Genomic DNA, 26,165 nt, shown 5'->3' with positions numbered 1-26,165 from the left:
AGGAGAGAAGCATGAAAGCAATCGTCATTGGCGCGGGTATTGGCGGCCTGAGCGCTGCCGTCGCGCTAAAGAAAGCGGGAATCGACTGTACCGTGTTCGAAGCCGTAAAAGAGATCCGGCCCGTCGGGGCGGCCATCTCCATCTGGCCTAACGGCGTGAAGTGTATGCAGCACCTCGGCATGGGCGACATTATCGAAACCTACGGCGGTCCAATGCGTTTTATGGCCTACAAGGATTACCGGCGCGGCGACACCCTGACCCGCTTCAGCCTTGCCCCGCTGGTTGAGCGTACCGGAGGGCGTCCCTGCCCCGTCTCGCGCGCTGAACTCCAGCGCGAAATGCTGGACTTCTGGGGTCGCGACAAGGTGCAGTTCGGCAAGCGCGTGGAACACGTTCATGAAGACGACGCGGGCGTAAGCGTGACCTTTACCGATGGCACCACGGCAACAGGCGATTTTCTGATTGCCGCCGACGGCAGCCACTCGGCGGTTCGTCCGTACGTGCTGAGCTATACCCCGGAGCGCCGCTACGCCGGATATGTGAACTGGAACGGGCTGGTGAAGATTGATGAAGAGATTGCCCCGGCGCACCAGTGGACCACCTTCGTTGGCGAGGGTAAACGCGTGTCGCTGATGCCCGTCTCCGGCGGACGCTTCTACTTCTTTTTTGACGTGCCGCTGCCCGCGGGCCTGGCGGAGGATCGCACCACCCTGCGCGCCGATCTCACGGGCTACTTCCGCGGCTGGGCGCCGCCGGTACAGAAGCTTATCGCCGCGCTGGATCCCGAGACCACCAACCGCATTGAAATCCATGACATCGAGCCGTTCGACAGCCTGGTACGCGGCAACGTCGCGCTGCTCGGCGATGCCGGGCACAGCACCACGCCGGATATCGGCCAGGGCGGCTGCGCGGCCATGGAGGACGCCGTGGTGCTGGGCGAATGCCTGCGTGAAAACCACAACATTACGCTGGCGCTGCGGCAGTACGAAGCCCTGCGCTGCGACCGGGTGCGTGACCTGGTGCTGAAAGCGCGTAAACGCTGCGACGTCACCCACGGGAAAGATATGGCGTTGACGCAGGCCTGGTATCAGGAACTCAAAGAGGAGACCGGGGAACGCATTATCAACGGTCTGTGCGAGACCATTCAGGGCGGCCCGTTAGGCTGAACAAGAGGGACAACGATGAAAAGAGAACCGACACCACCCGCCCACTGCACGTTTGAACCAGAGGACTGGCTGCGCCTGGCGAAATGCTGGCATCCGGTTGCGCGCGCCTGCGACGTCGGCCCGGCCCCCGTAAAGGCCACCCTGCTGGATGAACAGCTGGTGATTTACCGAATTAACGACCAGGTCGTGGTTGCCCGGGACGTGTGTCCGCACCGCGGCGTGCCGCTGACGCTCGGCTTTCACGACGAGCACGGGATTATCTGCCCCTACCACGGCTTACGCTTTGGTGAAGATGGCCGCTGCAACCGCATTCCGTCCAGCCCCGACCAGCCCGTTCCGGCGAAGCTGAACCTGATTAACTACGCGGTGGAAGAGCGCTTCGGCCTGATCTGGACCTGCCTGGCGTTTAACCCGGACAATCCCGTGCCGCTGCCCACCATGCCGCACTGGAGCGACGACGGATTTCAGCAGATCAACTGCCCGGCGTTTGAGGTGAACGGCTTCGCCGGGCGCCAGGTGGAAGGGTTTCTGGATGTTGCCCACTTTGCGTGGATCCATACCGATACCTTTGCCGATCCCAATAATCAGCTTGTCCCTATCTATCAGCCGCAGGAGACGCCCTTCGGTTTCGTGGCCGATTACTGGAGTTCCGTGAGCAACTATCCCGCCAGTTCACCCGTGCAGGCGCCAGAAGGATTCCAGTGGCTGCGCCATTTTGAAATGCATCTGCCGTTTACCGCCACCCTGACGATTCATTTTCCGGGTGAATCGCGGCTGGTGATTATGAACGCCGCCTCGCCCGTCTCGTCACGGGTGACCCGCATGTTCGCGCCCATCGCGCGCAACTTTGATCTGCATATTCCGGTGGAGGACGTGCATGCCTTTAACCTGCGCATTTTTGAAGAGGATCGCCTGATGGTCGAAACCCAGCGCCCGGAAAGTCTGCCGCTGGATCTCACTCTGGAAGCCCATATTCCGGCAGATAAGAGTTCGATTGCCTACCGTCGGGGACTGAAGAAGATGGGCTTTGGCGAATTTTTCCTGGTATGACGGAGGCCAATATGCTGAACGTGATCGTTGACGGGCTGTGGCGCGAAGGGGATAAAAGCCTCGCCGTCAGGCTGGTGGCCGAAAACGGCGACGCGCTACCTGCGTGGCAACCCGGCGCGCACATTGATGTCCACCTGCCCTGCGGCGTGGTCCGCCAGTACTCTCTGACCGGGGCATGTGGCGACGAGAGCTATCTTATCTGCGTGGGGCGAGAAGCCGCCTCGCGCGGCGGGTCGCGCTACGTTCACGAAACTCTGCGTCCGGGCCAAAGGCTTTCGATCTCGACCCCGCGCAATCTGTTTCCGCTGCATCAGGCTGAGCGGGTATTGCTGCTGGCGGCAGGGATTGGCATTACGCCGCTGTATGCGATGGCATTGCAGCTGAAAGCGACCGGAACGCCGTTTACGCTGCACTATTACGTCAGAAACCGGGAAAACGCGGCGTTTGCGCGCGAGCTCTCGCAGTGCGGTGACTGCATTATTCATACCACCACCCCACGAACCACGCTGGCGGAGTATTTCCCCGCGCCTGAAGCGGGGCTGCACGTGTGGGTGTGCGGACCTGCGGGGTTTATGGAGAAAGCGCGCGATGTGGCGGCGGCGAAGGGATGGAATGACGCCCATATCCACAGCGAGGCGTTTCAGCCCGCTCCCCCTGTCACAAGCGGCGTCGCAGGCGAGATCTTTACGGTCAAACTTGCTTCTACCGGCGAGCGCTGGCCGGTGCCTGCGGATAAGACCATCGCTCAGGTATTACAGGAAAACGGCGTGGACGTGCCGCTGTCCTGCGAAATGGGGATCTGCGGCGCCTGCCTGACGCCGGTGATTGACGGCGTGGTGGACCACAGGGATAGCGTGCAGTCGGAGGCAGAAAAAAGCGCGGCTGACCAGCAGGTGGCGCTCTGCTGTTCGCGGAGTCACTCCGGGGAGCTGGTGATTGCGCTGTAAAACGAAAAAACCCTGCGATATTGCTATCGCAGGGTTTTCGAATTTGGCGGAAGCGTAGAGATTCGAACTCTAGAACCCTTTCGGGTCGCCGGTTTTCAAGACCGGTGCCTTCAACCGCTCGGCCACGCTTCCAAAGTGAGGCGCACTATAAACATCTATTAGCGCCTTGTAAAGCAGGAATTTTTCTATTTTTGCCTGCAGGCGTTTGACTGCGCAAAAAGTCACCCGGACGCTTTCCTGCCCTCCCCCCTTCCCCCCTTGTACATACCGTTACACAGCAACGCTCATCCTTTTAAATCACCGTGGTATAGAATGCCAAAAAAAATAGACGGCCATGTGTTTTGTAATGGTAATAAATTCGGGTAATGCGGGTTTTAACGCATTACTGTCATAGCGCCTTACTGGTTGATGATGAAAATCAAAAATACGTTTTGCTTACATATCCTGATGGCCGTTTTGGCCATTTTAGTCCTGAGTTTTCACCCGCTGGTGACAAGCTTTGATCCGCCGCTTAAATTCCAGCCGCTGATCAAGTCCATGGCAGGGACGACAAAAGAACAGGCGGAAAAAATAGCCACAATTTCCCATGCCTTAGAAGGGAATGCTATTTTCTTCCTTGGTGCGTCTGAGGTTGCCACCTCAGAAGAGGAACATTACGCCGTATTTAATTATTTTAATAAGCAATTGCACCAGCCCGTCGTGGCCTATGGCGATGCGTTTGTCGATGACGAAACGCAATTTTTACTTCTCTCGCGTTTTAAAGATAGCCTTAATGCAAACAGCAAAGTGGTGCTGCTTCTGGCGCCTGACGGCTTTTATTCAAAAGGCCTGCCGCCCGCTATCTATGCGGATAATTTTCCGGGCTCGATTTTTAATCCTCTGATGAAGGATCCGCAGGCGCGCCCGTTCCTGGTTAATTACCTGAAGCATATTGATGCGAAAGATATAAGCCATTTAACCTTCGGGCAAATGCGTGTGTATGGCTGGCATCCGGCGCTGATGTGGGACGAGCTGAGTTTTCAGTTTGCAAACTTCTGCACCCTGATTAAAAACGACTGGCTGTCGCTGCTCAACATCAGACCACAGACGGCGCAGCCCTGGCCTCAGCAGCCAACCGCCCGTCTTTCCCCTGACTGGGATAAAGCGCTGGCGAATGCCCGCGAGTTGAATAAAAAGCGCCATCAGAGCGCGGCCACGCTGTGGATGGACAAAACGATTTACGACGAGGACGGTAAGCCGCAGCAGTGGGATGACACGCCGGTGGTGCCGGGGCAGTTCGCCGCGTTCAGGAAAACCGTTCAGCTTTTGAAAGCGCATCACGTGCAGGTGATTGCTATCGTCGACCCGGTTAACCCCTGGGCGCTTTACAATACCGACACCTTCCGCCCGTTCGATAAGCAGATTCAAACCATTCTGAAAGAGAACCAGATCCCGTATTTGGATATGTACGCCATGCCGTATCAGAACGGCTGGAACTGGGATCGTCTGCACCCTACCGAACTGGCCTGGGTGCCAATGCTTCGCTTTATTGCACAGAGTTTTAAATAATGAAAATCGCGATCCGTCTTTTTTGCCTTTATTTACTGCTGGCGATCACCGTCGTTGCATGGACCGCTGTCGATGACAGCATGAGTATGCAGCTGCATTTTGAATATCAAAAATTCTGAGGCGAAATGATGTACAGCTCAGGAATGTTTTTTGTCTGTTTATTTTCATCCGCGCTGGTGTTTGCGATGGTTAATCGTGTTTTACGCCACCGTCTGACCTGGCTAGTTTCCTTATCCGTGGTGACAGCATTAGGCTGGGGTTATATTTTTCAGGGCAATTACAGTGTTCCCGTGGCCGTCTTTTGCTGGTTTTATCTTGTCGCCACGTTAAAAGAAAAAGGCAGATTAAAAACCTGGCAGGCGGTCGTTTTAACGCTGCTGCCCCTGGTTCTGGTGAAATTACATTTTAATTATCACCTCGGCACAATCGGTCTCTCTTTTATGACCTTCCGCGCTGTGGATGTACTGCTGTATCGCAGTAAAAAAGAGGGCCAGAATTTCCTGCACTATTTCTGCTATCTCTTTATGCCCTTTATTATTCTGGCCGGCCCGATGTATCGCTGGCGAACATGGATGAGCGATGTGAATAAGCCGGCATTTGTCCTGAACCGCGAACAGTTTTTAACGGCGCTGGAGCAAATTATTACCGGCATCATTCAGAAGTTCCTGTTTGCCATGCTGATCGATTCGCTCGTCGTGCAGCCCTGGAGCCATAAGCCGTTTACCCTGACCGTGGGCGTGGTGATGTCGATTGCCTACAGCGCCTATCTGTACTTCGATTTTGCGGGCTACAGCAATATGGCCATCGGCGCGGGTCGGCTGTTTGGGCTGAATATTCCGGCAAACTTCAACATGCCGCTCCTTGCGAAGAACCCGCAGGATTTCTGGCGCCGCTTCCACATCAGCCTGTCCGAATGGCTGCGCGACGTGGTCTTTATGCCCGTCTATATGAACCTCATGAAGTTTAACTTTTTCCGCCAGAACAAAACGCTGGCGCAAAATATCGGTATTTTTTGCACCCTGTTCTGCATGGGGGCGTGGAATGGCCTGGAACGCCATTACGTCATCAGCGGCGCGCTGTTTGGCGCGATTTCCGTCGCGCACAATATGCTGCTGTGGTCAGCCAAACGCAGCCCAACGTTACACCGCGGATTGCAGTATCCGGCCGTTGCGTTTTTGGGACGAATTCTGACGCTGGGAAGCGCCGCAGGATCCCTTTACATCTTCAGTGGAATGTCACCTCTATGAAAAATTACTCCGATCTTCAGGAACTGCAGGATTTCTTGCGTGCGGCACTGTGCGATCCCGCCTCCCCGCAGCAGCTGGCCATCAGCGGCAGCGACGAAACCTTAAGCTGGCTCCAGCTTTCCTCTGCCGTGACGGACTGGGCAGAGCGTTATCGACGCTGCCAGCCCGCAGACGGTACGCCGATCGTGCTGTACGGCCATCAGCAGGCCGAGTTCGCCGTGGCAATCTATAGCTGCCTGCTGCACAACATTCCGTACATCCCGGTGGACTGCATCTACCCGCAGGAGCGGCTTCGCGAGATCTGCAACCTGACCGGCGCCCCTTACTACTACGACGTGGCGACGCGGCAGTTCATCGCCACCGGCGAGGCGGGCAAGGTGCTGGAGGAGCAGGATCTGGCCTATATCATGTTTACCTCAGGCAGCACCGGAAAACCGAAAGGCGTGCAGATTGGACGTGAAAGCGTATGGCACTTCATGAAGTGGGTCAGCCAGGACTTTTCGCTGCCGGAAAAACCGGTGCTGATGAACCACGCGGTGTTCAGCTTTGACCTCTCCCTGATCCCTCTGCTGGCGAACCTGGCGATGGGAGGCCACATCGTGCTGAATGCCAAAGAGGATATCCAGAAAGAGAACTGGCTCGAGCGACTGCAAAGCAACGCGGTCTCCGCCTGGGTTTCCACCCCCTCTTTTGCCTACCAGCAACTGCTTTCTCCGCACTTTAACAGCGAGTATTTGCCTGCACTCAGCGTCTTTATCTTCATTGGCGAAGTGCTCAATAAAGCGCTTGTGAAACAGCTCCGCCGCCGTTTCCCGCAGGCCAAAATCATCAACTCCTATGGCCCAACGGAAGCGACCATTGCGACAACCGTGGTTGAGATCACGGATGAGATCCTTAACAGCGACAGCGCGGTGCTGCCGGTGGGCGTGATGATGCCGGACAGCAGAATGGAAATTTCCGCCGAGGGCGAGCTGATTATCTGGGGCAAAAACGTCATGCGCGGCTATTTAGGCCTGCCGCAGGAGAACGCGGCAAAACTGCTGCGTCGGGAAAATGATGCGTTCCGCGGCTACCGGACCGGCGATCTGGGTTATGAAGACGGGCTCATCTACTGCCAGGGCCGCAACGACAGCCAGGTCAAGCTGAATGGCTACCGCATCGAGATCGGCGAGATTGAAAACCGCCTGCTGGCCATGTCCGGCATCAGCGAAGCGGTGGTGATGCCGCTGATGAAACCCTGCGGCAGCGTGCTGCGCATCGCCGCGTTCTGCGTGACGGAGCTGGCACCGGATACGATCAAAACCTCGCTGGCAAACGTGGTGCCCCACTACATGGTGCCTTCACAAATTATCGTAAAAGACGCTTTGCCGCTGAATCCTAACGGCAAAATTGACCGCAAGCTGCTGGACGCTTACGCCCGCACACATTAATTATCCCAGGAAAAATGATGGAACACGATATTCTCGCCCTGTTTGAAAAAGTGTTATCCCGCAAGGTTGGCTTTCACGATGAGCTGATTGAATCCGACATTCTCGACTCCATTCTGGCAGTCGACATGGTGCTGGAGGTGCAGGACGTTTACGGCTGTATGATCCCGCCTACCGACGTGGCGACGGTGCTGAAAACCCCGGCCGATCTCGCCCGTTATATTGAAGAGAACCGTTAACGCCCCCTCCTCTGATGGCTCTGGAACTCACTCCAGAGCCCATCATTCGCTTTCCCCTTCTGGATACCATTCACACGAATGAAACCCACCGGTTTTACTATTTCTCCTACACTTTAGGGGTACTGTCGGTACGGGAAACAAAACAAGCCAACATCATGAAGACAATAATGGTTCGCTCTGCGCTCAGCCAGCGATCGTTGCGTCTTTAACAGAGGAGTCTGCGGTATGGCATTCGTAACAACGAAAGACGGCGTCAATATTTACTACAAAGACTGGGGTCCGAAAGAGGCTCAGCCCATTGTTTTCCATCACGGCTGGCCATTGAGTGCCGATGACTGGGATAACCAGATGCTCTTCTTCCTTGCGGAAGGCTATCGCGTTATCGCAATCGATCGTCGTGGTCACGGGCGTTCGGACCAGGTCAGCGAAGGGCACGATATGGATCATTATGCGGCTGACGCGTCGGCCGTGGTTGAAAGCCTGGATCTGCACAATGCGGTGCATGTCGGCCACTCTACCGGCGGTGGCCAGGTGGCCCGCTATGTTGCGAAGTACGGCCAGCCGCAGGGGCGCGTTGCCAAAGCGGTACTCGTGAGCGCCGTTCCACCGTTGATGGTGAAAACAGAAAACAACCCTGGCGGGACACCTGTAGAGGTTTTCGACGGCTTCCGTAAAGCGCTGGCCGCGAATCGCGCCCAGTTTTACCTCGACGTCGCCAGCGGTCCTTTTTATGGGTTTAACCGGGCGGGGGCCGAGGTTTCACAGGGCACCATTCAGAACTGGTGGCGTCAGGGCATGATCGGTAGCGCCAGGGCCCACTATGAGGGAATTAAGGCGTTTTCAGAAACCGATCAGACAGAGGATTTGAAAACCATTACGGTTCCCGTTCTGGTGATGCAGGGGGATGACGATCAGGTCGTGCCTTATAAGAATGCAGCCCTTCTGCAGGACCAGCTGCTGGCGAATAGCGTGCTGAAAATCTATCCGGGCTTCCCGCACGGGATGCATACCACCCACGCGGATACCATTAACGCGGATATTCTGGCCTTTATCCGCTCATAGACGTCAGGTTTTCATATACGCGCAAAAAGAAAAACCCCAGCTTAACGAGTAAGCTGGGGTTTATATCTGGCGGAAGCGCAGAGATTCGAACTCTGGAACCCTTTCGGGTCGCCGGTTTTCAAGACCGGTGCCTTCAACCGCTCGGCCACACTTCCTGAGTGAGGCGAACTATAAACACCTCACCGCATGCTGTAAAGAGTGGCTGCAATCGTTCGCTTTAAAATTAGCCAAAATGTGCTTAATCGGTTGAACTGACAACACATCGGCGATTTTCTCAGCATAAAATCCAGCCCTCTCGCTTAGTGCTTTTTGATGTACATATCTTTTGTGAAATAGTACCCCAGCTTATCCGGCGTAAAGCCACCCACCCATGGTTTCACCAGGTGCGTACGGACGTAGTGATAAACCGGAATGGCAGGCACATCACGCCCAAGCAGATCCTCTGCCTGCTGGTAGAACTTACCCCGCTCTGCCGGCGTTTTGGCCTTTGCGGCGTTGATCAAGGCTTGATCGTAGTCCGGGTTGCTGTACTGGCTGGTGTTTTCACTGTCGCCGGTACGGAAGTTGTTCAGGAAGGTCGCCGCGTCGTCGTAGTCGGCAATCCAGGCGTAGCGCACCGCGTCAAAGTTGTGGGTGTGCATGGTATCCAGCATGGTTTTCCACTCCTGATTTTGCAGCTTCGCGTCTACGCCGAGGTTTTTCTTCCACATAGAGCTGGCCGCAATCGCGATGCGCTGGTGCGATTCAGAGGTGTTATAGAGCAGGTTGAAGCTCAGAGGATGGCTTTCGTTATACCCGGCCTCGTTGAGCAGTTTTTTCGCCTCAGCAATACGCTTGTCCAGCGGCCAGCTGGCGTAATCCGGATTCTGCAGCTTGACCCCGCCAATGTCCGGCTGGCTAATCAGCCACGCGGGACGCTGCCCCTGCCCCATCACCTTCTCAGCGATGATGTCTTTATCCAGCGCCATGTTCAGCGCCTTGCGCACGCGGGCATCGTTGAACGGCGGACGGGTGGTGTTGAATTCGTAGTAATAGGTTGCCAGCTGCGGGGAGACGTCCAGCTGGCTGCCCAGCGTTTTCTTCAACTGAGCAAACTGGTTAATGGGTACCGTATACACAATATCAATTTCGCCCGCTTTATAGCGGTTCACATCCGAGGCCTCGGAGGTGATCGGCAGATAGGTGACTTTGTTAATAACGGTATGCGCGTTATCCCAGTAGCGCGGGTTACGCTCCGCCACAATGCGTTCGTTGACCACCCACTGGGACAGCTTATACGCTCCGCTGCTGACGAAATGCTCCGGTTTGGTCCACTTTTCGCCGAAGCGGCCAATCAGCACTTTATCCACCGGCACCAGCGACGGGTGCGCCAGCATCGCCAGGAACGCCGCGTTGGGCTGGGTGAGCGTCACTTCCAGCGTGGTATCGTTAATTGCTTTTACGCCCAGCGTGTCGGGGGATTTTTTCCCCTGAGCGATATCGGCCGCGTTGACGATATGCATGTTGCCGGGATAGCTGGCGTACGGTGAAACGGTTTTTGGATCAACCAGGCGCTGCCAGCTCCAGACCACATCCTCTGCGGTAATGGCCGTCCCGTCGCTCCAGGTGATGCCCGGACGTAAGTGGAACGTCCAGACGGTGTTGTCCTTGTTCTCCCATTTTTCAGCCAGCCGGGGTTGGATTTCCCCTGACGGGGAGACGCTCACCAGCCCTTCGAATAAATCGCTGATAATATTGAATTCGACATCGCTTTCGACTTTGTGCGGGTCGAGCGAAGCCGGTTCGCTGCCATTGTTTCTGACCAGTTCCTGTTTTTCGGCCAGCGCTGTTCCTGCCGGCACGTTAGCCGCCCAGGTCGCCGTGCTGGCGCACAGGATCCCGGCGGTGAGTAAAGAGAGCGTAAAGCGCGTGCGTGTTTGTTGTTTCATTTCCTTCGCCTTATTGTCTGTTTTATGACGATCCGGAGATAACTCTTAGCGCCCGAAAGGCAATAACGCAATATTTTTCAGTAACCTATAAGAGGTTGATCTGGTAAATACTTTTAAACCGCCGTTCATACTGGTTACACATGCTTTTGCAGAAGAAACGACCACCTTCAGCGCTAACGTGCTGAGTAAAGATGGGTAAAACCACTTTGAGACTGGCGCGCCGTTTCCTATTCTTTCCGTTAATTACATCTGTCATAAGAGAGTGACTCATGGATCGTATAATTACTTCCTCACGCGACCGCACATCGCTACTCAGCACCCACAAGGTGCTGCGCAATACCTATTTCATGCTCAGCCTGACGCTGGCGTTTTCGGCGATCACCGCTACCGCCAGCACCGTGCTGATGCTGCCGTCTCCGGGCCTGATCCTGACGCTGGTGGGGATGTACGGTCTGATGTTCCTGACCTACAAAACTGCTGATAAACCGGTCGGTATTCTTTCCGCGTTCGCCTTCACCGGCTTCCTGGGGTATATCCTGGGGCCGATCCTGAATGCGTACCTGTCTGCCGGTATGGGTGACGTGATTGGCATGGCGCTGGGCGGTACCGCGCTGGTGTTTTTCTGCTGCTCGGCCTACGTGCTGACCACGCGCAAGGATATGTCCTTCCTCGGCGGTATGCTGATGGCGGGTATCGTGGTGGTGCTGATTGGTATGGTGGCAAACATCTTCCTGCAGCTGCCTGCTCTGCACCTGGCGATTAGCGCGATGTTTATCCTGCTGTCATCCGGCGCGATTCTGTATGAAACCAGCAACATTATTCACGGCGGTGAGACCAACTACATCCGCGCGACCGTGAGCCTGTATGTGTCGCTGTATAACATCTTCGTCAGCCTGCTGAGCATCCTGGGCTTCGCCAGCCGCGATTAAGCAGACCTGCTGAAACAAAAAGGAGAATGCCTCAGGCATTCTCCTTTTTTTATGCCCTAGTCACCGCGGCAAATATAGGTGGGATAGAGCCGGTCCCGTCCCGATGAAAATAGAACTGAGCCACGGTATTGACCTGGACCTCATTCGCTTTTCCCTCGTTGCGCTTAAAGTTAAATTCCGTACTGCAGGCCAGCGCACCGCCTGCGGCGAACAGAAGTCTCATTTTCATTTTTCTGCTCCGCTTTTGTAGCGAATGGCTTTGCACAGGCTGGTGAACGGACAATCGGTACGGCATGTCGCGCATATGACGCAGATGAGTGAAAAACAGGTGTCGACGTATAAATGCAACGCGCTGAAAAAGCTTAATGCCAACAATCTGCTCCAGCTTCTTCTGTAGGTCGAGGTTTCTCACGCCGCCCCTTATTTGCTAGACTAGGGGCGGTTTTTACTTTATCGACAGAGCACTATGTTCATTTTTGCAGGCCAGGAAATTGAGACCGATAGCGAAGGCTATCTGAAAGACACCACGCTATGGAGCGAGCCGCTGGCGGAGAAAATCGCCGAAAACGAAGGTATCGCCCTCTCCCCCGAACACTGGGAGGTGGTCCGTTTTGTGCGCGAGTTTTATCTCGAGTTCAACACCTCTCCGGCGATCCGCATGCTGGTTAAAGCAATGGCCAACAAATTTGGCGAAGAAAAAGGCAACAGCCGCTATCTGTATCGCCTGTTCCCGAAGGGCCCGGCAAAACAGGCCACCAAAATTGCCGGCCTGCCTAAACCGGTGAAGTGTATTTAATACCGAATACCGAAGTTCACATATTCCCTGCCGGGTTGATGCGGTTCCGTTAAGACCTTATCAACCCGGGCGCTGCGCGGCCCGCCTGCTTTCAGCCACGCCATCAGTTTTTCAACCTGCTCCGCGTCGCCGCAGGCGACCACCTCAACGCTGCCGTCGTCCATATTTCGCGCGTATCCCGTTAGCCCAAGCGTTATCGCTTCGCGCTGGGTGCTGTAGCGGAACCCGACGCCCTGAACAAGGCCGTGGACCCAGGCAATGGTGCAGACTTTTGACATCTTCCTTCTCCTTATCCGTCTGGCGCGTTGCATTTCCCCAGCGAACTCGGGAAAATGGCGGCCATTTTCTTGAATCGACAGAACAGCAAATTATGAGTGTACGTTTAGTGTTAGCCAAAGGGCGTGAGAAGTCATTACTGCGCCGTCATCCCTGGGTCTTTTCCGGCGCGGTTGCCCGTATGGAAGGCAAAGCCAGCCTCGGTGAAACCATTGATATCGTTGACCATCAGGGGAAATGGTTAGCGCGAGGCGCTTACTCGCCAGCCTCCCAGATCCGCGCGCGCGTCTGGACCTTCGATAAAGACGAAACCATCGATATCGATTTCTTTGTCCGCCGTCTGCAGCAGGCGCAGCAGTGGCGCGAGTGGCTGGCAAAGCGCGACGGGCTGGACAGCTATCGCCTGATTGCCGGTGAATCCGACGGTCTGCCGGGCGTGACCATCGATCGCTTCGGCAATTTCCTGGTGCTGCAGCTGCTGAGCGCCGGGGCGGAATACCAGCGTGCCGCGCTGATTAGCGCCCTGCAAACCCTGTTCCCGGAATGCGCCATTTACGACCGTAGCGACGTGGCGGTGCGCAAAAAAGAGGGCATGGAGCTGACGCAGGGCCCGGTCACGGGTGAGCTGCCGCCTGCCCTGCTGCCAATTGAAGAGCACGGAATGAAGCTGCTGGTGGATATTCAGGGCGGGCACAAAACGGGTTACTACCTTGACCAGCGCGACAGCCGCCTGGCTACGCGTCAGTACGTTGCCGACAAACGCGTGCTGAACTGCTTCTCCTACACCGGCGGTTTTGCCGTTTCGGCGCTGATGGGCGGCTGTGCCCAGGTGGTCAGCGTGGATACCTCGCAGGAAGCGCTGGACGTGGCAAAACAGAACGTCGAGCTGAACAAACTGGACTTGAGCAAAGCCGAATTTATACGCGACGACGTCTTCAAGTTGCTGCGTAAATATCGCGATCGGGGCGAGAAGTTCGACGTCATCGTGATGGATCCGCCAAAGTTTGTGGAAAACAAAAGCCAGCTGATGGGCGCCTGCCGTGGGTATAAGGATATCAACATGCTGGCCATCCAGCTGCTGAACCCGGGCGGGGTGCTGCTCACCTTCTCCTGCTCCGGGCTGATGACCACCGATTTATTCCAAAAAATCATCGCCGATGCCGCAATAGATGCTGGTCGTGATGTACAATTTATAGAGCAGTTCCGTCAGGCAGCCGATCACCCCGTGATTGCTACCTACCCGGAAGGACTGTATCTGAAAGGGTTTGCCTGTCGCGTCATGTAACTTGAAAAGAGAAATATTGCCCGCACTTAATGTGTAAGTCGTATTTCCCGGGAGGTGACTATGATTGCCAGCAAATTCGGTATCGGCCAGCAGGTCCGCCACACTTTGCTTGGGTATTTGGGTGTGGTCGTGGATATCGACCCGGAGTATTCCCTTGATGAACCGTCAGCGGACGAACTGGCGGTGAACGCAGAGCTTCGCGCTGCACCCTGGTACCATGTGGTGATGGAAGGTGACGACGGACAACCCGTACATACCTACCTTGCCGAAGCGCAGCTGAGTAGCGAGCTGCAGGAAGAGCATCCGGAACAACCCACGATGGATGAACTTGCTCAGACTATCCGCAAACAGTTACAGGCTCCGCGCCTGCGGAACTAAGCGTGTAAAAAAAGCCCGATGAACGGGCTTTTTTTTTATTACTTCGCCAGCCCCAGACGGGGGATATCGATTGCCGGACAGCGATCCATAACCACCTTCAATCCCGCATCCCGCGCCAGCACGGCAGCCTGCTCGTTAATCACGCCCAGCTGCATCCACAGCGTTTTCGCCCCGACGGCAATCGCGTCCTGCGCCACTTCCCACGCCGCCTCGGAATTACGGAAGACATCGACCATATCAATTTTTTCCGGCACGTCAGCGAGCGTGGCATAACCCTGCTGGCCCAGTAAGGTTTTCCCCGCCACTTTTGGCGACACCGGGATGACGTGATAGCCCTGATCGAGAAGGTATTTCATCACCCGATAGCTGGGACGGTCGGGTTTATCGCTCGCGCCCACCAGCGCAATGGTACGCGTGGATGTCAGAATCTCGGCAATATCGTTCTCTTTCATGGTTTTTCTCCTGGCTTTTTTAAAAGTGTACGCCAAAGCGCACATCTCAACCATCCATCCCATACAGATGTATGAGGGCAAAACGGCAAAATATGTCTATATGTTAGTAAACGTGATTATCGAAAGATTTAGATACATTAATGCGGCGACAGTATCTCTGACGGGAGCCTTCTATGAAAACCGGTTTTGCCACTGCTCTGATTGCGTTAGCGATGCCGGTTTGCGTTTTTGCCACCACGCTTCGGCTCTCTGGCGACATTGATCTTCTGGTTTTGGACGGGAAAAAGGTTTCCAGCTCGTTATTGCGCGGGGCTGACAGCATTGAGTTAGATAACGGGCCGCATCAGCTGGTGTTCCGGGTCGAAAAAGCGATCGGCCTGACTAACCATGAGCAGCGGATGTACATCTCTCCGCCGCTGATTGTCAGCTTTAATACCCAGCAAATCAGCCAGGTGAACATTACCCTGCCTCGCCTTGAAACGGAGAAGGAATCAGCGGCCTTCGACGCCTCGCCGCGCGTTGAGCTGCTGGACGGGAATGCAATGCCGATCCCGGTCAAGCTGGATATTCTGGCGTTGACCAGCGCCACAAAAAGCCCGGACTACGAGGCCGCAACGCAGGTCTATAACAAAGCCGGCAAACGCGCCTCCCTTCCGCAGTTTGCCACCATGATGGCGGACGACAGTACGCTGCTATCCGGCGTCTCGGAACTGGACGTCATTCCGCCGCAGTCCCAGAGCCTGACGGAACAGCGCCTTAAATTCTGGTTCCAGCAGGCCGATCCCGACACGCGGGCCCGGTTTTTACAGTGGGCAAAGCAACAACCTTCATCTTAAGCCACATTTTTTACGCCTTTCTCTTGCAGCGTCAGACGGTTCCCGTCATCGTGTAGTCAGTTAACCTGATGGATATGATTATGGAACTGACAACACGCACGCTGCCTGAACGCAAACACATTGCGCTGGTGGCGCACGATCACTGTAAACAAATGCTGCTTAACTGGGTTCGCCGCCATCAGCCGCTGCTGGAAAAGCACGCCCTGTCGGCGACCGGCACTACCGGTAACCTGATCCAGCGCGAAACGGGTCTGGAGGTGAATGCGATGCTGAGCGGCCCGATGGGCGGCGATCAGCAGGTCGGGGCGCAGATTTCCGAAGGGAAAATTGATGTGCTGATCTTCTTCTGGGATCCGCTGAATGCGGTTCCGCACGATCCGGATGTCAAAGCGCTGCTGCGTCTGGCAACGGTGTGGAATATTCCGGTGGCGACGAACCTGTCAACGGCGGATTTCATCATTGAATCACCGCAGTTTAACTCGCCGGTTGAGATCCTGATTCCGGACTATCAGCGCTATCTTTCCGAGAGACTGAAGTAGCTTTTTTGCCGGGTAGCGGCTACGTCTTATCCGGCCTCCCCCTCGTTGCCTTGGTCGTTATGGCTTCCGCGCCACCGGCACATCAATACTCTTCAGAATATCGACAAACACGGATGGCTCCTCTTTATTGAACAGCAGCCACACGCGATGACGCGCGCGGGTGATGGCCACGTACAGCAAACGTCGTTCTTCGGCATCCGGGAAGTCTTCCGGCACCGGCAGCAGGGCCTCTTCCATGACCGACTCGCGGGCCGGAGCCGGGAATCCGTCGCTGCCCTCCTTCAGCCCCACCACAATCACATAATCGGCCTGCTGCCCTTTGCTGGCGTGAATGGTCATAAATTCAAGCTGCAGTTTCGGCCAGCGGGTAGCGGCTTTTTCCAGCGCAGCAGGCTTAAGGTGATGATAACGCGCCAGCACCAGGATACGTTCATCGGGTTTCGCATAGCCGCTGAGCTTGTCCAGCAGCGGCTCCAGCTGGTCATCCGCCAGCAGGGTGACCGCTTTTTTATCCCCTGCCCGCAGGCTGTTTAGCGGCTTGGCCAGCTGGTGCGGGTTCTGCTGGATAAAGCGGTTGGCGATCTCACCAATCCGTGAATTGAAGCGGTATGTCGTGTCCAGATCGCTGCGGTCGCCTTCGCCAAAATAGTGGTGGAACGCGGTCGTCAGTGAAAGCTGCGCCCCGCTGAAGCGGTAGATGGCCTGCCAGTCGTCCCCCACCGCAAACAGCGAGGTATGTTTATTTTGCGCCCGCAGCGCCGAGAGCAGTGCCGCACGCTGGGGTGAGATATCCTGGAACTCATCCACCAGAATATGCTTCCACGGGCTGACAAAGCGCCCCTTCTCCAGAATGACGATCGCCTGATGGATAAGACCGGAGAAATCAACGGCATTTTCCTCTTTCAGCGCGGTTTTCCAGGCTTTCAATAGCGGAGCCATCAGCTTGACCCGTTTTGAAAACAGATCGCGGATCGCCTCCGGCGCGCTTTCAATCATCTCTGCCTGCGAGCCGCCGTGCATCCGCATCAGGCTGACCCAGCGGTCAAGACGCGAGCCGAGCCGACGCGCCAGTTTTTCATCCTGCCAGAAGCTGCCCTCCGGCACCTCCCAGTTGAGTTCCTCTTCCAGCCATTGACGCCACCCTTTCGCCTGCGCCTTTTTCTCACTGCACTGCTGACGCCACGTTTTAATAAACAACGCCTGTCGCGCCTGCGCGTCGTTTTCCAGTTTACTGATGGCAGGCACTTTTTTACTGCCCTGCTGAATGATATGCAGCGCGAGGGCATGGAAGGTTCTGGCGGTAATATCCCGGGTGTGCAGCCGTTCCTGGATGCGTTCGTCCATCTCCTGTGCCGCCTTACGGCCAAAAGCCAGAAGCAGGATCTGATCGGCAACGGCCTCCCCGGTGGTGAGAAGCCAGCCCGCACGCGCCACCAGCACCGACGTTTTACCGCTTCCGGCCCCCGCCAGCACCAGCAGCGACTGCTCGCCGTTCACCACCGCGCGCGCCTGAGCAGGGTTGAGCGGTGAAGACTCCACCGTACTGAAAAAGTCGGCGTATTGGGTGAGCATGGCGTCCGTCCAGGCCTGGTTATGCGCCAGCCGGCTTTTATCCATATCGTTCAGCCAGGCCTGGCACTGACGCCAGGCATCGCGACAATTGTCGAACTCATCAAGACGCGTCACGGAGAGCGGCAGCGCCGAAAGTGCCTGTCGAATCTTTTGCTGCAGACCGGCGGTCTGCTGGCGCGTCAGCCACGTTTTCTGCGCGTTGCTTTGCGCGATATCGTCCAGCACCTGCTGCAGCACCTGAGCGGCAATCACGCTCATGTCGTGGCTCCACTGCTGCCAGAGCGCGTTCAGGTGATGGTGGAAACGCTGGGTTTCCGCCCACTCGGTACCGTGAAGGCGCACGACTTTGTCGTCAGGCAGAACGAACTCGAGCTCGCCCCACACCAGCCCGCGCTTGCAGTGAATAGCCAGAAGCTGATTAAACGGAATAAGGTATTCGTGGCGTTCTCCGGAGACTTTAACCCCGGCGTTGAGCATAACAACTCTGTCATAGGGGTGTTGCGCCAGGCGTTTGCCTAAAGAAGTTGCTTTCAGTTCCATGTCCCGCCAAATCCACGAAGAGATAATTTACCTGACAGTTTAACTGCCAGTTTTAAGGTGCTCCAGCCTAAAAAAACGTTACAATCATTGGGCGTTAATTTTATCGAAAGGAAGTGAGGGTTTATGCGTACAGTTCTGAATGTGTTGAATTTTGTGCTGGGCGGTTTTGCCACCACCCTTTCCTGGCTTTTTGCCACGCTGGTGAGCATCGTCCTGATCTTCACCCTTCCCCTGACCCGTTCCTGCTGGGAAATCACGAAACTCTCGTTCATCCCCTACGGTAACGAAGCTATCCACGTTAACGAGCTGAACCCGGAGAGCAAAAGCGCCCTGATGAATACGGGGGGAACTTTGCTGAACATTATGTGGCTGATTTTCTTCGGCTGGTGGCTGTGCATCATGCATATTTTTGCCGGTATTGCGCAGTGCATCTCAATAATTGGTATTCCGGTCGGGCTCGCGAACTTTAAGATCGCCGCCATCGCCCTTTGGCCCGTCGGGCGTAGGGTGGTTCCGGTCGAAGTGGCCCAGGCGGCGCGTGAAGCGAACGCACGTCGTCGTTTTCAGTAAATAAGGTCTGGCCGCGTTTATGCTAAGTCCACTGCTTCGCCGTTATACCTGGAACAGCGCCTGGCTCTACAACGTCAGGATATTTATCGCGCTTTGCGGCACGGCTGCCCTGCCGTGGTGGCTGAATGATGTCAAGCTCACCATCCCCCTCACGCTGGGGGTGGTGGCCGGAGCGCTGGCGGATCTGGACGATCGCCTGGCCGGGCGTTTGCGGAATCTTGTCATTACGCTCGTCTGTTTTTTTATCGCCTCCGCGTCCGTTGAGTTACTTTTCCCCTGGCCGTGGCTGTTTGCTCTGGGCCTTACACTCTCCACCAGCGGGTTTATTTTGCTGGGCGGTCTGGGGCAGCGCTATGCCACTATCGCCTTTGGGGCCCTGCTGATCGCCATCTACACCATGCTGGGCGTTTCCCTGTACGACCAGTGGTATCAGCAGCCTGTGCTGCTGCTGTTGGGCGCCATCTGGTATAACCTGCTGACGTTAACCGGCCACCTAATCTTCCCGGTTCGTCCTCTGCAGGATAACCTTGCCCGCAGCTATGAGCAGCTAGCCCATTATCTGGAACTGAAATCCCGGCTGTTCGACCCGGATATCGAGGAAGAAAGCCAGGCGCCGCTTTACGATCTGGCGCTGGCAAACGGCCAGCTGGTCGCCACCCTTAACCAGACGAAAGCCTCGCTGCTTACCCGTCTGCGCGGGGATCGCGGCCAGCGCGGCACGCGCAGAACCTTGCACTACTATTTTGCCGCTCAGGACATTCATGAGCGCGCCAGCTCCTCACACGTTCAGTATGCCGCCCTGCGCGAGAAGTTCCGCTACAGCGACGTCATGTTCCGCTTTCAGCGCCTGCTGTCCATGCAGTCACAGGCATGCCAGCAGCTCGCGCGCTCCATTCTTTTGCGCACGCCCTATCAGCACGACTCCCGCTTCGAACGCGTGTTTAGCCATCTTGATGCGGCGCTCGACCGCGTGCAGGCCAGCGGAACGTCACCGGAACAGATCAAAGCGCTGGGTTTTCTGCTCAACAACCTGCGGGCGATTGATGCTCAGTTGGCGACGATTGAGTCCGAGCAGGCGATGGCACTGCCGGGCAGCGAGGTGGATAACCAGCTTGCAGATGACAGCGTGCACAGCGTGAGCGATATGTGGCTAAGGCTGAGCCGCAACTTCACGCCGGAGTCGGCGCTGTTTCGTCACGCGGTGCGAATGTCCCTGGTCTTATGCGTGGGGTATGCTTTTATCCAGATAACCGGTTTGCACCACGGCTACTGGATCCTGCTGACCAGCCTGTTTGTCTGTCAGCCGAACTATAACGCCACCCGACACCGCCTGGCATTGCGTATTATCGGCACCCTGGTCGGCGTCGCGATCGGCCTTCCGGTGCTCTATTTCGTGCCGTCCATTGAAGGACAGCTGATCCTGATCGTGATCACCGGCGTGTTGTTCTTCGCGTTTCGCAACGTGCAGTACGCCCATGCCACAATGTTCATCACGCTGCTGGTTCTGCTCTGCTTTAACCTGCTGGGTGAAGGGTTCGAGGTCGCCCTGCCCCGCGTACTCGATACCCTGATTGGCTGCGCTATCGCCTGGGCCGCCGTCAGCTTTATCTGGCCGGACTGGCGTTTCCGTAATCTACCGCGCGTGTTAGACAGGGCTATGAACGCCAACTGCCGATACCTGGACGCCATCCTTGAGCAGTATCATCAGGGCCGCGATAACCGCCTGGCTTACCGGATAGCGCGCCGCGATGCGCACAACAGCGATGCGGAACTGGCCTCGGTGGTCTCTAACATGTCAACGGAGCCTCGCGCCACGGCCGAGATTCGTGAGACGGCTTTCCGTCTGCTCTGCCTGAACCATACCTTCACCAGCTATATTTCCACGCTGGGCGCCCATCGCGAAAAACTCACCAACCCGGGCATCCTCAATCTGCTGGATGACGCGGTCTGTTATGTCGATGATGCACTGCATCACCGGCCAGCCGATGAACCGCGCGTGAGACAGGCGCTGGATGAACTTACCCAACGTATTGCGCATCTTGAGCCCGGAAACGACAGCAAAGCGCCTCTGGTGTTACAGCAGATTGGCCTGCTCATCGCCCTGCTGCCAGAAATTTGCCGGCTGCAACAACAAATCGCTACCTGGAGGAGTGATTCTCCAGTGGCTCAGGCAGCGCATTAAACCACTCCGTCAACTCCCGGCGAATGCCGGCCGGGAGTGCCGCCTCATGCAGCCCCTCGATCGCCCCTTCCAGCGCGAATAGCACTTTGATACTCAGCGCTTTATTTTTCGCCCGCATCTTCAGCCAGCTCTCCCTAGCGCCAAGCGCCCGCAGCGTTTCTTCGTTGGTGATGCCCGCTTCAAAGAGCAACACTTCCAGCTGAAAGGTCAGGTTTGGCAGGTCCTTAAGTCGATTGCGCTGATGCCGCTGGTAACGCTCTTTTCTTGCCGCATTAAGTGCGAAAGTGGAGAGCTGAAGCAGACGCTCCCTGTCCTGCCATAGCCCGTCATCCACCCGGTAATAGTTGAGAAGCACCGGACGGCCCCGCTTCATCAGGGTCAAAAAAGACGCGGCATTTTTCACACAGTATTTCGCACTTTCTTCACAGGCGCGGAGGTAGAGCTCACCTTCTGACACCATGGCAAAAACCGCATCATCCACTGCCAGGGTATAGCCGCCGAACAGCGCGCGATGATGAATTTCACCCAGTGGTGACAGGTATTCCTGGGATTTATAAATCCGTTCATAAGATATCTTTTTCATGATATTTCCCTTCAAAATCATAAAGTAACAACGAAATTTCTTACTAGCGGATCCGTTAGCAGGAAAATAGGCAACTTAGCGTCGTTGAGCAAGATGATTTTTCGAAGGACATCAACATTGAATGAATTTTGCGAGTCGCTTTCCGAAAATGAGGTTGATCTTTATGCATACAGGGGTTACTGTATATCCATACAGTAACTACAGGGCTGGAATGAATATGTACACTTCAGGCTATGCAAATCGCTCAACTTCTCTCTCCTCTACCGCGGGCACTGTCGCGCAGAACACCGTTGGGGGTGCTTCGACGGGGCTTATTAGTGAAGTGGTTTACCGTGAAGACCAGCCTCTGTTGACCCAACTCCTGCTGCTTCCGTTATTACAGCAGCTTGGTCAGCAATCACGCTGGCAGCTCTGGCTGACGCCGCAGCAAAAACTGAGCCGCCAATGGGTGCAGTCTGCGGGCCTGCCGCTGGCAAAGGTTATGCAAATCAACCAGCTTTCTCCCTGCGATACCGTCGAATCGATGATTCGCGCGCTACGCACCGGAAATTACAGCGTGGTGATCGGGTGGTTACCGGAAGAATTGACGGAAGAGGAACATTTTCGTCTGACCGAAGCGGCTGAAGAAGGGAATGCGATCGGGTTTATCATGCGCCCGGTTCGTCCAGATTCTTATCGCAGAGGACAACTTTCTGGGCTAAAAATTCACTCAAATTTGTATCATTGAGTGAAATTAAGATTTTTCCTGGAATTTTTTTTGACCGCAGGATGCGGTTTTAGTTCCCGGCCTCAAAATTGCGGCAAGGCTTGTCTGGTGCGGTTCTCCTTAATTTTATTGCACAAAATTCGTTCTAAAAATGTTAAATAATAGGTATACGGAACTTTTTTTTTCATATGCCTGACAGACTTCACACTTGTAAGTTTTCAGCTACGTTGTAGACTTTACATCGCCAGGGGTGCTCGGCCTAAGCCGAAGATATCGGTAGATTTATATTTGACCACGCCCCCCGGTGAAGGATTTAACCGTGATTCTCTCTTGAGACCTTCATGGCGAATTTTGGATGATAACGAGGCGCAAAAAATGAAAAAGACAGCTATCGCGATTGCAGTGGCACTGGCTGGCTTCGCTACCGTAGCGCAGGCCGCTCCGAAAGATAATACCTGGTATGCAGGTGGTAAACTGGGCTGGTCTCAGTTCCATGACACTGGCTGGTACAACAGCAGCCTGAACAACGATGGCCCTACTCACGAGAGCCAGCTTGGTGCAGGTGCGTTCGGTGGCTATCAGGTTAACCCGTATGTTGGCTTTGAAATGGGTTACGACTGGTTAGGTCGTATGCCATACAAAGGCGACACCATCAATGGCGCTTTCAAAGCTCAGGGCGTTCAGCTGACCGCTAAACTGGGTTACCCAGTAACTGACGATCTGGACGTGTACACCCGTCTGGGCGGCATGGTATGGCGTGCAGACTCCAGCAACAACATCGCTGGCGACGACCATGACACTGGCGTTTCCCCAGTATTCGCTGGTGGCGTTGAGTGGGCTATGACCCGTGACATCGCTACCCGTCTGGAATACCAGTGGGTTAACAACATCGGTGACGGTGCTACCGTTGGCGTTCGTCCAGACAACGGCATGCTGAGCGTAGGTGTTTCCTACCGTTTCGGCCAGCAGGAAGATGCAGCACCAGTTGTTGCTCCAGCGCCGGCTCCAGCTCCAGAAGTACAGACCAAGCACTTCACTCTGAAGTCTGACGTTCTGTTCAACTTCAACAAAGCGACCCTGAAACCAGAAGGTCAGCAGGCACTGGATCAGCTGTACACCCAGCTGAGCAACCTGGATCCTAAAGACGGTTCTGTAGTGGTTCTGGGCTTCACCGACCGCATCGGTTCTGACGCTTACAACCAGAAACTGTCTGAGAAACGTGCTCAGTCTGTTGTTGATTACCTGATCTCTAAAGGTATCCCAGCTAACAAGATCTCCCCACGTGGTATGGGCGAATCTAACCCAGTTACTGGCAACACCTGTGACAACGTTAAAGCTCGCGCTGCACTGATCGACTGCCTGGCACCAGATCGTCGCGTAGAGATCGAAGTTAAAGGCGTTAAAGACGTTGTAACTCAGCCAGCGGCATAAGTTATCGTCTTATAAAAAAACCCCGCCATGCGGGGTTTTTTATTGTCTGAAGAAAACAAAAATCTATTTTTTGCCCAACAACGCCTGAAGGTCGTTTTTCAGCGACGACATCTGGTTGGCGTACTTCTCTTTATGTTCGGCATCCTCAATCAACTGCACGATGGTTTCCGACAGGGTCTTACCACGCCGTTGTGCCAGCCCGGCCAGACGCTGCCAGACCACGAACTCCAGATCGATGGATTTTTTCCGGGTATGCTGATGCTCAGCATTAAAATGCCGTTTACGTCGCGCGCGGATAGTTTGCTTCATCCGGTTTAACAATGCAGGATTAATGTGCTTCTCAATCCAGCCATTGACCTGTACCGGTTCATTTTCGAGGGTCAGCAAAATATCCACGGCTTCTTGCGCAGCGCTGGCTTCGATGTAGCAGGTGATCAGCTCCCCTTCACGGTGCTTTTTGACCAGGTACTTCCATTTCCAGCCGCTTTCGAGATTTTCCAGTTGTTGATATTTCATTGCGATCTCAGTGTTACCACGTAACTCTGTTCAGAATATCAGTTTTTTAGCAATCTGCTGAAAAGAAATCATATCCTGTGAGTGACTGCAGCCAATCCGCCTGCTGAAACACCAATCCTGCTTGGGTAGAGCCCCCCGCTTACGGTATACTCCACGCTTTTACATCTGACTAAAAAACATCAACTTTGACCATTACGAAACTAGCATGGCGTGACCTTGTTCCGGATGCCGAGAGCTATCAGGAACTGTTTGCACAGCCCGATCTCGCAAAAGAACACGAATTCATCCTTAGCGATACGCAACCACGCTTACATTATGCGCTGGAGCAGACGTTAAGCCCGTGGGCGACATCGCCCTTCATGCTGCTGAAAGCCCCGGAAGAAGCGGAATATCTGTCGCTGCTTGGGGATGCCACGCGCCAGCTGCGGCCAGACACCACCGCGGTATTTGGCGGCCAGTATCGTATCGCGGGGCATAATATTACCTTCGGACCGGCGGACCAGGCCGACGGTCGTTTTGCTACTAACGGCGAGGTAATTACCGCTAATTGGGTCGAGGCTGAACAGCTGTTTGGCTGTCTGCGCCAGTTTAACGGCGAGCTTTCCCTGCAGCCGGGGCTGGTGCATCGTGCAAACGGAGGCGTGCTCATCATCTCTCTGCGCACTTTGCTCGCGCAGCCGCTGCTGTGGATGCGTCTGAAAACCGTTGTGACCCAACAGCGCTTTGACTGGGTCGGTTACGACGAGTCTCGTCCTCTTCCTGTCTCCGTGCCGTCAATGCCGCTGTCGCTGACCGTCGTGCTGACGGGTGACCGCGAATCGCTGGCGGACTTCCAGGAGATGGAGCCGGAACTGGCCGAGCAGGCAGTTTACAGCGAATACGAAGACAACATTCAGATTGCCGATGCGGACGACATGGCGCAGTGGTGTCAGTGGGTGATGGCCGTGGCGGAACGTTTTGCATTGCCAGCGCCTGCCGCCGACGCGTGGCCGGGTTTAATCCGCGAAGCCGTTCGCTATACCGGTGACCAGGAAACCTTGCCGCTCTGCCCGCTCTGGATCGGCAAGCAGCTGCGTGAAGTCGGTACGATCAGCGGTAACGGTGCGTTTACTGGCGAACAGCTCACGCAGATGCTGGCGCAGCGAGAGTGGCGCGAAGGCTATCTTGCTGACCGCATGCAGGATGAAATTCTGCTGGAACAAATTCTGGTCGAGACAGAAGGCGAACGCGTTGGGCAGATCAACGCCCTCTCGGTGATCGAGTTTCCTGGCCATCCGCGCGCGTTCGGTGAACCTTCGCGAATCAGCTGCGTTGTGCATATTGGCGACGGCGAGTTTACCGATATTGAACGCAAGGCCGAACTGGGCGGCAACATTCACGCCAAAGGCATGATGATCATGCAGGCATTTTTGATGTCTGAGCTGCAGCTTGAGCAGCAAATCCCCTTCTCCGCCTCGCTGACGTTTGAGCAGTCCTACAGCGAAGTGGATGGCGATAGTGCCTCAATGGCGGAGCTGTGCGCCTTAATCAGCGCCCTGGCGGACGTGCCGATCAACCAGAACATTGCTATTACCGGTTCGGTCGATCAATTTGGTCGTGCTCAGCCCGTTGGCGGTCTGAATGAAAAAATTGAAGGCTTCTTCTCTGTCTGTCAGCAGCGCGGTTTAAACGGCAAACAGGGTGTGATTATTCCGGCGCCTAACGTACGCCATCTCAGCCTGTGCCAGGATATTCTGGACGCGGTTGAACAGGAACAATTCGCCATCTGGGCCATCGAAGGGATTGAGGATGCACTACCCTTACTGACAAACCTGGTTTGGGATGGCGAAGGTCAGACAACTTTGATGCAGACTATCCAGGAGCGCATTGCTCAGGCGACGCAGCAGGATGCTCGCCATCGTTATCCATGGCCGTTACGCTGGCTGGGCTGGTTCAGTTCGAACTGATCGGACTTGTTCAG

27 protein-coding genes and 2 tRNA genes are annotated in these 26,165 nt (G+C 55.4%); 20 read left to right on the top strand and 9 right to left on the bottom strand.

Annotated features, from left to right (window positions below; translation table 11 throughout):
- Positions 1-11 precede the first annotated feature (11 nt).
- The 3 genes from hpxO to APT89_RS14225 are packed head-to-tail and all read left to right on the top strand — an operon-like array spanning position 12 to position 3,163.
- Positions 12-1,166 carry an FAD-dependent urate hydroxylase HpxO gene (hpxO, locus tag APT89_RS14235; RefSeq protein WP_060572747.1) on the top strand — a complete coding sequence of 385 codons (1,155 nt, stop codon included), beginning with the start codon at positions 12-14 and terminating at the stop codon, positions 1,164-1,166.
- A 15-nt stretch (positions 1,167-1,181) separates the two neighbouring features.
- On the top strand, positions 1,182-2,216 hold the full coding sequence (gene hpxD, locus APT89_RS14230) for a molybdenum cofactor-independent xanthine hydroxylase subunit HpxD (RefSeq protein WP_060572744.1): 1,035 nt from the start codon (positions 1,182-1,184) through the stop codon (positions 2,214-2,216).
- An 11-nt stretch (positions 2,217-2,227) separates the two neighbouring features.
- On the top strand, positions 2,228-3,163 hold the full coding sequence (locus APT89_RS14225) for a PDR/VanB family oxidoreductase (RefSeq protein ID WP_060572740.1): 936 nt from the start codon (positions 2,228-2,230) through the stop codon (positions 3,161-3,163).
- Between the two features lie 44 nt (positions 3,164-3,207).
- On the opposite strand, the gene APT89_RS14220 is transcribed toward APT89_RS14225, so the two are convergent.
- Positions 3,208-3,295: transfer RNA gene (locus APT89_RS14220), tRNA-Ser, on the bottom strand.
- A gap of 279 nt (positions 3,296-3,574) precedes the next feature.
- Between APT89_RS14220 and APT89_RS14215 the strand changes: the two genes are divergently transcribed.
- The 5 genes from APT89_RS14215 (at position 3,575) to APT89_RS14195 (ending at position 8,686) form a co-directional block, all read left to right on the top strand.
- Positions 3,575-4,711: a D-alanyl-lipoteichoic acid biosynthesis protein DltD gene (locus APT89_RS14215; protein WP_060572738.1), complete on the top strand. Its 1,137-nt coding sequence runs from the start codon at positions 3,575-3,577 to the stop codon at positions 4,709-4,711.
- A gap of 128 nt (positions 4,712-4,839) precedes the next feature.
- On the top strand, positions 4,840-5,958 hold the full coding sequence (locus APT89_RS14210) for an MBOAT family O-acyltransferase (protein WP_041910592.1): 1,119 nt from the start codon (positions 4,840-4,842) through the stop codon (positions 5,956-5,958).
- A complete protein-coding gene (locus APT89_RS14205; protein ID WP_060572736.1) occupies positions 5,955-7,388 on the top strand; it encodes an AMP-binding protein in 1,434 nt (477 codons plus the stop codon). Before APT89_RS14210 ends, APT89_RS14205 begins: the two co-directional genes overlap by 4 nt.
- A gap of 17 nt (positions 7,389-7,405) precedes the next feature.
- Positions 7,406-7,624, top strand: coding sequence for an acyl carrier protein (locus APT89_RS14200; RefSeq protein ID WP_028012621.1), 219 nt, complete (start codon positions 7,406-7,408; stop codon positions 7,622-7,624).
- Between the two features lie 225 nt (positions 7,625-7,849).
- Positions 7,850-8,686, top strand: coding sequence for an alpha/beta fold hydrolase (locus APT89_RS14195; RefSeq protein WP_041910594.1), 837 nt, complete (start codon positions 7,850-7,852; stop codon positions 8,684-8,686).
- Positions 8,687-8,753: 67 nt separating this feature from the next.
- On the opposite strand, the gene APT89_RS14190 is transcribed toward APT89_RS14195, so the two are convergent.
- Together APT89_RS14190 and APT89_RS14185 are read right to left on the bottom strand one after the other, a co-directional pair.
- A tRNA-Ser gene (locus APT89_RS14190) sits at positions 8,754-8,841 on the bottom strand.
- Between the two features lie 144 nt (positions 8,842-8,985).
- Positions 8,986-10,614, bottom strand: coding sequence for an ABC transporter substrate-binding protein (locus APT89_RS14185; protein WP_041910595.1), 1,629 nt, complete (start codon positions 10,612-10,614; stop codon positions 8,986-8,988).
- Between the two features lie 269 nt (positions 10,615-10,883).
- Between APT89_RS14185 and yccA the strand changes: the two genes are divergently transcribed.
- Positions 10,884-11,543, top strand: a complete 660-nt coding sequence (gene yccA, locus APT89_RS14180; protein ID WP_060572733.1) for an FtsH protease modulator YccA — start codon at positions 10,884-10,886, stop codon at positions 11,541-11,543.
- Between the two features lie 49 nt (positions 11,544-11,592).
- On the opposite strand, the gene APT89_RS23510 is transcribed toward yccA, so the two are convergent.
- Complete coding sequence (locus APT89_RS23510; protein ID WP_072201744.1) at positions 11,593-11,772, bottom strand: hypothetical protein; 180 nt, start codon at positions 11,770-11,772, stop codon at positions 11,593-11,595.
- 24 nt (positions 11,773-11,796) lie between these two features.
- Between APT89_RS23510 and APT89_RS24720 the strand changes: the two genes are divergently transcribed.
- Together APT89_RS24720 and tusE are read left to right on the top strand one after the other, a co-directional pair.
- Positions 11,797-11,940, top strand: coding sequence for a LuxR C-terminal-related transcriptional regulator (locus tag APT89_RS24720; protein ID WP_223239634.1), 144 nt, complete (start codon positions 11,797-11,799; stop codon positions 11,938-11,940).
- Between the two features lie 69 nt (positions 11,941-12,009).
- Positions 12,010-12,339, top strand: a complete 330-nt coding sequence (gene tusE, locus APT89_RS14170; RefSeq protein ID WP_028012611.1) for a sulfurtransferase TusE — start codon at positions 12,010-12,012, stop codon at positions 12,337-12,339.
- Here the strand turns inward: tusE and yccX are convergent.
- The gene (gene yccX / locus APT89_RS14165; RefSeq protein ID WP_045630043.1) at positions 12,336-12,617 is read right to left on the bottom strand and encodes an acylphosphatase; all 282 of its coding nucleotides are present in this window, start codon (positions 12,615-12,617) and stop codon (positions 12,336-12,338) included. The two genes, tusE and yccX, sit on opposite strands and share 4 nt — an antisense overlap.
- A 92-nt stretch (positions 12,618-12,709) precedes the next feature.
- Here yccX and rlmI point away from each other — a divergent pair, with 92 nt between their 5' ends.
- Positions 12,710-13,900, top strand: coding sequence for a 23S rRNA (cytosine(1962)-C(5))-methyltransferase RlmI (gene rlmI / locus APT89_RS14160; RefSeq protein ID WP_045630042.1), 1,191 nt, complete (start codon positions 12,710-12,712; stop codon positions 13,898-13,900).
- 60 nt (positions 13,901-13,960) lie between these two features.
- Positions 13,961-14,278: a heat shock protein HspQ gene (gene hspQ / locus APT89_RS14155; protein ID WP_008499919.1), complete on the top strand. Its 318-nt coding sequence runs from the start codon at positions 13,961-13,963 to the stop codon at positions 14,276-14,278.
- A 38-nt stretch (positions 14,279-14,316) separates the two neighbouring features.
- Here hspQ and APT89_RS14150 read toward each other — a convergent pair whose 3' ends face one another.
- Entirely contained in the window at positions 14,317-14,730 is a 414-nt protein-coding gene (locus tag APT89_RS14150) for a CoA-binding protein (RefSeq protein ID WP_028012609.1), read from the bottom strand.
- A 173-nt stretch (positions 14,731-14,903) separates the two neighbouring features.
- Between APT89_RS14150 and csgI the strand changes: the two genes are divergently transcribed.
- Positions 14,904-15,566: a curli synthesis inhibitor gene (gene csgI, locus APT89_RS14145; protein WP_060572728.1), complete on the top strand. Its 663-nt coding sequence runs from the start codon at positions 14,904-14,906 to the stop codon at positions 15,564-15,566.
- 80 nt (positions 15,567-15,646) lie between these two features.
- A complete protein-coding gene (gene mgsA / locus APT89_RS14140) occupies positions 15,647-16,105 on the top strand; it encodes a methylglyoxal synthase (protein ID WP_041912035.1) in 459 nt (152 codons plus the stop codon).
- Between the two features lie 57 nt (positions 16,106-16,162).
- Here the strand turns inward: mgsA and helD are convergent, their stop codons facing one another.
- Positions 16,163-18,217 carry a DNA helicase IV gene (gene helD, locus APT89_RS14135; protein WP_060572725.1) on the bottom strand — a complete coding sequence of 685 codons (2,055 nt, stop codon included), beginning with the start codon at positions 18,215-18,217 and terminating at the stop codon, positions 16,163-16,165.
- Positions 18,218-18,340: 123 nt separating this feature from the next.
- On the opposite strand from helD, the gene APT89_RS14130 reads away from it, so the two are divergent.
- Together APT89_RS14130 and yccS are read left to right on the top strand one after the other, a co-directional pair.
- A complete protein-coding gene (locus tag APT89_RS14130) occupies positions 18,341-18,787 on the top strand; it encodes a YccF domain-containing protein (RefSeq protein WP_045630040.1) in 447 nt (148 codons plus the stop codon).
- A 19-nt stretch (positions 18,788-18,806) separates the two neighbouring features.
- Complete coding sequence (yccS, locus tag APT89_RS14125; RefSeq protein WP_041910602.1) at positions 18,807-20,969, top strand: YccS family putative transporter; 2,163 nt, start codon at positions 18,807-18,809, stop codon at positions 20,967-20,969.
- Here the strand turns inward: yccS and APT89_RS14120 are convergent.
- Positions 20,926-21,552, bottom strand: a complete 627-nt coding sequence (locus APT89_RS14120; RefSeq protein ID WP_041910603.1) for a TfoX/Sxy family DNA transformation protein — start codon at positions 21,550-21,552, stop codon at positions 20,926-20,928. The genes yccS and APT89_RS14120 overlap by 44 nt on opposite strands.
- A gap of 217 nt (positions 21,553-21,769) precedes the next feature.
- On the opposite strand from APT89_RS14120, the gene sulA reads away from it, so the two are divergent.
- Complete coding sequence (gene sulA / locus APT89_RS14115) at positions 21,770-22,279, top strand: SOS-induced cell division inhibitor SulA (RefSeq protein WP_041910604.1); 510 nt, start codon at positions 21,770-21,772, stop codon at positions 22,277-22,279.
- A gap of 354 nt (positions 22,280-22,633) precedes the next feature.
- The gene (ompA, locus tag APT89_RS14110) at positions 22,634-23,689 is read left to right on the top strand and encodes a porin OmpA (protein WP_108780329.1); all 1,056 of its coding nucleotides are present in this window, start codon (positions 22,634-22,636) and stop codon (positions 23,687-23,689) included.
- 63 nt (positions 23,690-23,752) lie between these two features.
- On the opposite strand, the gene matP is transcribed toward ompA, so the two are convergent.
- The gene (gene matP / locus APT89_RS14105; protein WP_023332611.1) at positions 23,753-24,205 is read right to left on the bottom strand and encodes a macrodomain Ter protein MatP; all 453 of its coding nucleotides are present in this window, start codon (positions 24,203-24,205) and stop codon (positions 23,753-23,755) included.
- Between the two features lie 185 nt (positions 24,206-24,390).
- On the opposite strand from matP, the gene APT89_RS14100 reads away from it, so the two are divergent.
- Positions 24,391-26,151 carry an AAA family ATPase gene (locus APT89_RS14100; protein ID WP_041910605.1) on the top strand — a complete coding sequence of 587 codons (1,761 nt, stop codon included), beginning with the start codon at positions 24,391-24,393 and terminating at the stop codon, positions 26,149-26,151.
- Positions 26,152-26,165: the final 14 nt, after the last annotated feature.

The sequence above is a fragment of the Enterobacter sp. 50588862 genome, from assembly GCF_001462935.1.
GTDB lineage: Bacteria > Pseudomonadota > Gammaproteobacteria > Enterobacterales > Enterobacteriaceae > Enterobacter > Enterobacter bugandensis.
Note: the sequence above shows the minus strand (reverse complement) of the source record. Positions and strands in the feature narration are given on the sequence as shown.

Coding starts and splice junctions, on each gene's coding strand:
- tusE (WP_028012611.1), top strand. CDS start 12,010: ATGTTCATTTTTGCAGGCCAGGAAATTGAGACCGATAGCGAAGGCTAT.
- APT89_RS14200 (WP_028012621.1), top strand. CDS start 7,406: ATGGAACACGATATTCTCGCCCTGTTTGAAAAAGTGTTATCCCGCAAG.
- APT89_RS14210 (WP_041910592.1), top strand. CDS start 4,840: ATGTACAGCTCAGGAATGTTTTTTGTCTGTTTATTTTCATCCGCGCTG.
- helD (WP_060572725.1), bottom strand. CDS start 18,217: ATGGAACTGAAAGCAACTTCTTTAGGCAAACGCCTGGCGCAACACCCC.
- APT89_RS14195 (WP_041910594.1), top strand. CDS start 7,850: ATGGCATTCGTAACAACGAAAGACGGCGTCAATATTTACTACAAAGAC.
- APT89_RS14120 (WP_041910603.1), bottom strand. CDS start 21,552: ATGAAAAAGATATCTTATGAACGGATTTATAAATCCCAGGAATACCTG.
- rlmI (WP_045630042.1), top strand. CDS start 12,710: ATGAGTGTACGTTTAGTGTTAGCCAAAGGGCGTGAGAAGTCATTACTG.
- hspQ (WP_008499919.1), top strand. CDS start 13,961: ATGATTGCCAGCAAATTCGGTATCGGCCAGCAGGTCCGCCACACTTTG.
- hpxO (WP_060572747.1), top strand. CDS start 12: ATGAAAGCAATCGTCATTGGCGCGGGTATTGGCGGCCTGAGCGCTGCC.
- sulA (WP_041910604.1), top strand. CDS start 21,770: ATGTACACTTCAGGCTATGCAAATCGCTCAACTTCTCTCTCCTCTACC.
- APT89_RS14130 (WP_045630040.1), top strand. CDS start 18,341: ATGCGTACAGTTCTGAATGTGTTGAATTTTGTGCTGGGCGGTTTTGCC.
- csgI (WP_060572728.1), top strand. CDS start 14,904: ATGAAAACCGGTTTTGCCACTGCTCTGATTGCGTTAGCGATGCCGGTT.
- matP (WP_023332611.1), bottom strand. CDS start 24,205: ATGAAATATCAACAACTGGAAAATCTCGAAAGCGGCTGGAAATGGAAG.
- APT89_RS14225 (WP_060572740.1), top strand. CDS start 2,228: ATGCTGAACGTGATCGTTGACGGGCTGTGGCGCGAAGGGGATAAAAGC.
- yccS (WP_041910602.1), top strand. CDS start 18,807: ATGCTAAGTCCACTGCTTCGCCGTTATACCTGGAACAGCGCCTGGCTC.
- APT89_RS14215 (WP_060572738.1), top strand. CDS start 3,575: ATGAAAATCAAAAATACGTTTTGCTTACATATCCTGATGGCCGTTTTG.
- APT89_RS14185 (WP_041910595.1), bottom strand. CDS start 10,614: ATGAAACAACAAACACGCACGCGCTTTACGCTCTCTTTACTCACCGCC.
- ompA (WP_108780329.1), top strand. CDS start 22,634: ATGAAAAAGACAGCTATCGCGATTGCAGTGGCACTGGCTGGCTTCGCT.
- hpxD (WP_060572744.1), top strand. CDS start 1,182: ATGAAAAGAGAACCGACACCACCCGCCCACTGCACGTTTGAACCAGAG.
- APT89_RS14205 (WP_060572736.1), top strand. CDS start 5,955: ATGAAAAATTACTCCGATCTTCAGGAACTGCAGGATTTCTTGCGTGCG.
- APT89_RS14150 (WP_028012609.1), bottom strand. CDS start 14,730: ATGAAAGAGAACGATATTGCCGAGATTCTGACATCCACGCGTACCATT.
- APT89_RS23510 (WP_072201744.1), bottom strand. CDS start 11,772: ATGAAAATGAGACTTCTGTTCGCCGCAGGCGGTGCGCTGGCCTGCAGT.
- yccX (WP_045630043.1), bottom strand. CDS start 12,617: ATGTCAAAAGTCTGCACCATTGCCTGGGTCCACGGCCTTGTTCAGGGC.
- APT89_RS24720 (WP_223239634.1), top strand. CDS start 11,797: ATGGCTTTGCACAGGCTGGTGAACGGACAATCGGTACGGCATGTCGCG.
- yccA (WP_060572733.1), top strand. CDS start 10,884: ATGGATCGTATAATTACTTCCTCACGCGACCGCACATCGCTACTCAGC.
- mgsA (WP_041912035.1), top strand. CDS start 15,647: ATGGAACTGACAACACGCACGCTGCCTGAACGCAAACACATTGCGCTG.